Below are 5,083 nucleotides of genomic sequence, written 5' to 3' on the forward strand. Positions count from 1 at the left end.
CGGTCCAGCCCCGGCGAGCGCGCGGCGAGGATGGCCTGCAGCGTTTCGCGGGTGACCGGGGCGGCGGTCAGGCCGCCGTAGTATTCGCCGCGGGGGCGGTCCAGCCGCACCAGGATGGTCAGCTGCGGATCGCGCGCGGGAAAGAAGCCGACGAACGTGGAGTTGTACTGGCCCGCCTCGTAGCGCCCGTTCGCACCCGTGCGCCGCGCCGTTCCCGTCTTTCCCGCCACCTCGAACGTGGAAAGCGAGGCCCGGGTCGCCGTGCCGTCCGCGACGACGGTGACGAGGACGTCGCGGATCTGTCCCGCCACCCCGCGAGGGATCACCCGGCGCACCTCGCGGGGATCGCGGCGCTCCAGCGTCTTGCCGTCGCGCCCGCGCACCTCGCGCACCAGGCGCGGCTCCATCAGCACGCCGCCATTGGCGAGGGCGCCATAGGCCAGTGCCAGCTGCAGCGGGGTTACCGACATCTCGTAGCCCGTCGCCAGCGAGGCGGCGGTGGGCTTGGACCAGCGGTCCGGGCGCGGCAGCCGCCCCGACGATTCCGCGGGGTACTCCACCCCCGTGGGCGTGCCGAACCCGAAGTCCCGCAGCATGCCGAACTGCTGCCCGGGGCTCAGCCGCGGGACGAACTTCACCATGCCGATGTTGCTGGACACGCGCAGCGCGTCGCGCAGCGTGAGCATGTCGTAGGCGTGCACGTCGGTGTGCACGCGGCCGTTGGGATCGGTCCACCGGCCGCCCTCGCCGTCCACGCTCTCGCCCAGCGTGGCCCTGCCCGTCGCCAGCAGCGTGCTCACGAACAGGGGCTTGGCCACGGACCCCGGCTCGTACGGCTCGATGAACGCGCCCACGCCCAGCGACCCACCCTGCCGCTTGGAGACGGCGGCCAGCACCTCGCCCGTGCGGGGATCCATCAGCAGCAGGTCGCCGCCGGCCGCGCCGGTGCTGTCGATGGCCGCGCCCAGCGCCGCGTCGGCGATCTCCTGCAGGTCGAAGTCGATGGACAGGTACACGTCGTTCCCATCCGTCGCCTGCACGACGGGGAGCGCGACGGAAGCCTCCTTGCGGCCCTTGCCGTCACGCCGCATGACCGAGTAGCCGTCGCGCCCGGCCAGCACCTCGTCCAGCGCCTGCTCCATGCCGCCCAGCGGCCGGCCGTCGCCGCTGATGCCGCCCAGCACCTCGCGTCCCACGCTGCCCTGGGGATAGAAGCGTTCCAGCCGCCGCTCCCAATGGAAGCCGCGCGGATCGCCGATCTCCCGGCGCTGCTCGGCCGTGAACCGTCCGGGGAGGACGACCCACTTGCGATCCTTGCTCGTCGCCCGGCGGGCGGCGCTTCGCCCCAGCTCCAGCACCTGGGCGAGCTGGCGGACGGCGGCGTCGCGGTCCGTCAGCTCGTTGGGGGCGATGGACAGGCGGAAGGTCTCGCGGGTGAGGGCAAGGGGCACTCCGTCGCGGTCGAAGATGGCGCCGCGGCGGGCGGCCAGGGGCACGCGCGCCTGCTGCTGCGCGGCCGCTTCGGCGCGCCACTTGTCGCCCTCGAACCCCTGCAGCTGCACCGAGCGGCCCACGATCAGCACCGCCGCGATGCCGATGGACACGATCAGCAGGCGGCGGCGGGCGCGCAGGCGCTCTTCGCTGTCCCAGGCCCCGGCGCGGCTCACTGGCCCTGCTCCATGGACGAGGCAGGGATGGGAAGCAGCACGACCTCGTCGTCGCGCGCCACGTGAAGCCCCAGCCGGCGCTCCGCGATGCGGGTGATGCGGGCGCGCGTCTGCAGTTCCTGGATGCGGTTGGTCCACTCCACCCGCTCGGCCTCGGCGAGGGAGATGTCGTTCTGCAGCTTCGCAAGCTCGCGCTGGCGGGCCACGCCCTCCGTCTGCCGCCAGACCACGGACGCCAGGCAGCCCGCGACGGCGCAGACGAGCACCGCGCGGCCCACCCACGCGCGGCGGCGGGCGCGGCGCTCGGCGCGGTCGCCCTGCGGCGCCTCCCAGCGGGCGGCGCGCTCAGCCTGGCGCGTGCGCGCCGGGCGCGGCATGGCGTCGGTGCTCACGCCGCCCTCCACCCGCGCAAACGGGCGCTGCGGGCGCGGGGGTTGGCCAGGGTTTCCTGCTCCGTGGCAGACATGGGCTTTCGGGTGATCGTCGTTCCCAGCGGCGTTCCGCGGCACTGGCACTGCACGAAGCCGGGCGGGCACACGCAGTCCAGGCTCCAGTCCCGGAAGGCGTTCTTCACCAGCCGGTCTTCCAGCGAGTGGTAGGCGAGCACCGCGAACACGCCCCCCGGCGCCAGCGCCTTCCGGAAGCTTTCCAGCGCCCGCTCCAGCGCCTGGATCTCGCCGTTGACGGCAATCCGCAGCGCCTGGAAGATCCTGGCCTTGTCCGCCGCCTCGGCGCGCGGGCCCAGCGTGCGGCGGATGGCATCCAGCAGGTGGTCGCTGGTGGCGAAGGGCTCGCGCTCCCGCATCTCCAAAACGATGCGCGCCAGCTTCCGCGAGCGCTTTTCCTCGCCGTAGCGGTAGAAGATGTTCGCCAGCTCGGCCTCGTCCATCTCGTTCAGCAGGTCCGCCGCGCTGGGCTCCGCGGCGGTCGCCTGCGCCATCCGCATGTCCAGCGGCGCGCCGGGACGAAAGGTGAATCCGCGCTCGTCCACGTCGATCTGGTGCGACGAGATCCCCAGGTCCAGCAGCACGCCATCCAGCGACCCATCCTCGATCCCCGCCGCGGCCACGGCATCCGCGAAGTTCGATCGGACGGGGCGGAAGCGATCACCGAAGCGGGCCAGGCGCTCCCCCGCCTCGCGAAGCGCATCCGGATCGCGGTCCGTGCCGATCAGCCGGGCCGTGGGACCGCGCTCCAGCAGCGCCTCGGCGTGGCCGCCGCCGCCCAGCGTTCCATCCAGGTACAGCCCACCCCGCTCCGGCGTGAGGAGATCCATCACCTCGCGGACCATGACGGGCGCGTGGTAGCCGGAGGCATAGGGCAGCGTCACGCCGCGGCGGGCCGCACGGCGTTGGCGCGGGTGACCAGCGCGCGGCAGCCGCGGCAGGTGAACCACTCGGTGCCCAGGAACGCCCCCAGGCCGTCCATCGGCTCGAACGGGCCGAAGTGGCGGTCCAGGCCGCAGGGCACCCCCGAGCCGGCCAGCGGCGAGTGCATCGATACAGGCGGGCGGGGCTGAACGATCATGTCACCAACGGGGTGAGGGGGGATCAGCCGAAGATCTGGTGCGTAAAGCGCTCGGCCTCGGCCACGGGCTCGGCCGTGGCGGCCTGGAAGCGCTCCGGGTTCCACAACTCGATGCGGTCGATGGCGCCCACGATCAGCGTGGGCCCCGCGATGCCGACGGATTCCTGCAGCCGCGCGGGGACCATGATGCGGCCCTGCTTGTCGGGCACCACTTCCACGGCGTTGGCCGTCACCTTCAGCACGTAGGCGCGGGCCTGGGGGTTCAGCCGCAGCATCTCGCGAAGGCGCGCCTCCACCTCGGCCCAGGTGTGCTGGGGATACAGGGTGAGGGCGTCGGGAAACGCGTGCACCAGGACCATCGGCTCGTCCCCCCCTTCCCGTCGGAACGGGGCGGGAAGGCTGAGCCGGCCCTTGTCGTCGATCTGGTGCTGATAGCTCCCGAGAAAGCCGTTCACCGGGCTCCGCTGGAAAGGCCTGCCACGCTCCCCCACAACTCCCCACAATCACCCACTCTGGCCCACAAGCTAATGGCGTTCCCCCGCAGGTCAAGGAGAACATCTCCCGAACCGGGGGCGGTGGCTGGCGAAGTTCTTGCGCCCCCGCGCTCCCGGCCCGGTAAACCCTCATCCTTTCGCCCGCGAGCGCCGCCCGTGCAGATCGCCCTGATCATCAACCCGTCTTCGCCCGACGCCGTCCAGGCGCTGCGCCGGGGCGTGGAGCGCCTGCGCGAGGAAGGGCACGTGGTGCATCCGCGCGTGACCTTCGAGCAGGGCGATGCGCACCGGTTCGCGTGGAAGTCGGCAGAGTACGGCGCGGACCTGGTGGTGGCGTGCGGCGGCGACGGCACCATCAACGAGGTGGTGAACGGACTGTACGAGTGGATCGCCGACCGGGAGGATACGACGCCCGACGCGGCGCTCCCCAAGCTGGGGATCGTGCCGCTGGGCACGGGCAACGACCTGGCGGGCGGGATGGGCATTGCCCCGGGCGACCCCGAGGGCGCGCTGATGGACGCCGCGAGCGGCGAGGAGTACACGGTTGACGTGGCGCGCGTGAACGGGCGCTACTTCCTGAACGTGTCCACCGGCGGCATGGGTGCTGAGGCGACCGACGACGCGTCGAAGGAGCTGAAGCGGCTGCTGGGGCCCATCGCGTACGTGGTGACCGGCGTCAAGAAGTTCGTGCAGCTGAAGGATACGACCGCGCGGTTCGTGTCCGGCGACGAGGTGGTGTACGAGGGCGGGTTCCTGCTGTTCGCGGTGGGGAACGCGTGGAGGACGGGGGGCGGCAACTGGGTGACGGCCGCGGCGGACCCGTCGGACTGCCTGCTGGACGTGTGCATCGTGCAGGGGATGAACCACCTGGACCTGGTGCGCCTCGCGCCGCTGGTGCGCGCGGGCAAGCACGTGAGCCACGACAAGGTCACGTATCGCAAGGTGACGTCGCTGGTGGTGGAATCACCCGAGGAGATGACGGTGAACGCCGACGGCGAGCCGCTGACGGGCCGCCGCTTCGAGTACGCCATCGGCCGGCACCGCCTGACGATGATGGTTCCGCGCGCGCCCGAGCACGGCGAGGCCCCCGGCGCGGACCCCGCGGTCGTCGCCGAGGCCAACGAAGCGGCGGCGGAGGCCGAGGCAGAGGCGAGCAAGACTGGATAACTGCAGTTTCACGCAGAGGGCGCAGAGGGAAAAGAGAGGACGCAGAGGGGCATGCAAGCGCCTCTGCGTCCTCTCTGTCTTCTCTGCGACCTCTGCGTGAAACTGCCTTTTGTTGGGGCCGTCACGAGCGCCGGGGTCGGCACGCGATGCGGGCGGCCGTGCGTGCGTAGGTTCGGGGAGGCCGCGTGTTGCCGTGGAATACGGCGCACTCCTCGTCGGGGCCGACCG

The 5,083-nt window shown here is 72.0% G+C and carries 6 protein-coding genes; 1 reads left to right on the forward strand and 5 read right to left on the reverse strand.

The window, feature by feature from the left end; genetic code table 11:
- The 5 genes from VIB55_RS17345 to VIB55_RS17365 all read right to left on the reverse strand — a co-directional run.
- The coding region (locus tag VIB55_RS17345; RefSeq protein ID WP_331877929.1) for a penicillin-binding protein 2 at nt 1-1,667 on the reverse strand (1,667 nt) is incomplete at its 3' end.
- Nucleotides 1,664-2,059: a hypothetical protein gene (locus VIB55_RS17350; RefSeq protein WP_331877930.1), complete on the reverse strand. Its 396-nt coding sequence runs from the start codon at nt 2,057-2,059 to the stop codon at nt 1,664-1,666. The genes VIB55_RS17345 and VIB55_RS17350, both read right to left, overlap by 4 nt.
- A complete protein-coding gene (gene rsmH / locus VIB55_RS17355) occupies nt 2,056-2,997 on the reverse strand; it encodes a 16S rRNA (cytosine(1402)-N(4))-methyltransferase RsmH (protein WP_331877931.1) in 942 nt (313 codons plus the stop codon). The genes VIB55_RS17350 and rsmH overlap by 4 nt, the downstream gene beginning before the upstream one ends.
- Complete coding sequence (locus VIB55_RS17360; protein WP_331025963.1) at nt 2,994-3,194, reverse strand: hypothetical protein; 201 nt, start codon at nt 3,192-3,194, stop codon at nt 2,994-2,996. Before VIB55_RS17360 ends, rsmH begins: the two co-directional genes overlap by 4 nt.
- A 23-nt stretch (nt 3,195-3,217) precedes the next feature.
- Nucleotides 3,218-3,649, reverse strand: a complete 432-nt coding sequence (locus VIB55_RS17365; protein WP_331877932.1) for a division/cell wall cluster transcriptional repressor MraZ — start codon at nt 3,647-3,649, stop codon at nt 3,218-3,220.
- Between the two features lie 195 nt (nt 3,650-3,844).
- Between VIB55_RS17365 and VIB55_RS17370 the strand changes: the two genes are divergently transcribed.
- Nucleotides 3,845-4,855 (forward strand): diacylglycerol kinase family protein, encoded by a 1,011-nt coding sequence (locus VIB55_RS17370; protein WP_331877933.1) that lies wholly within the window; start codon nt 3,845-3,847, stop codon nt 4,853-4,855.
- Nucleotides 4,856-5,083 lie beyond the last annotated feature (228 nt).

The sequence above is a fragment of the Longimicrobium sp. genome (assembly GCF_036554565.1).
GTDB lineage: Bacteria > Gemmatimonadota > Gemmatimonadetes > Longimicrobiales > Longimicrobiaceae > Longimicrobium.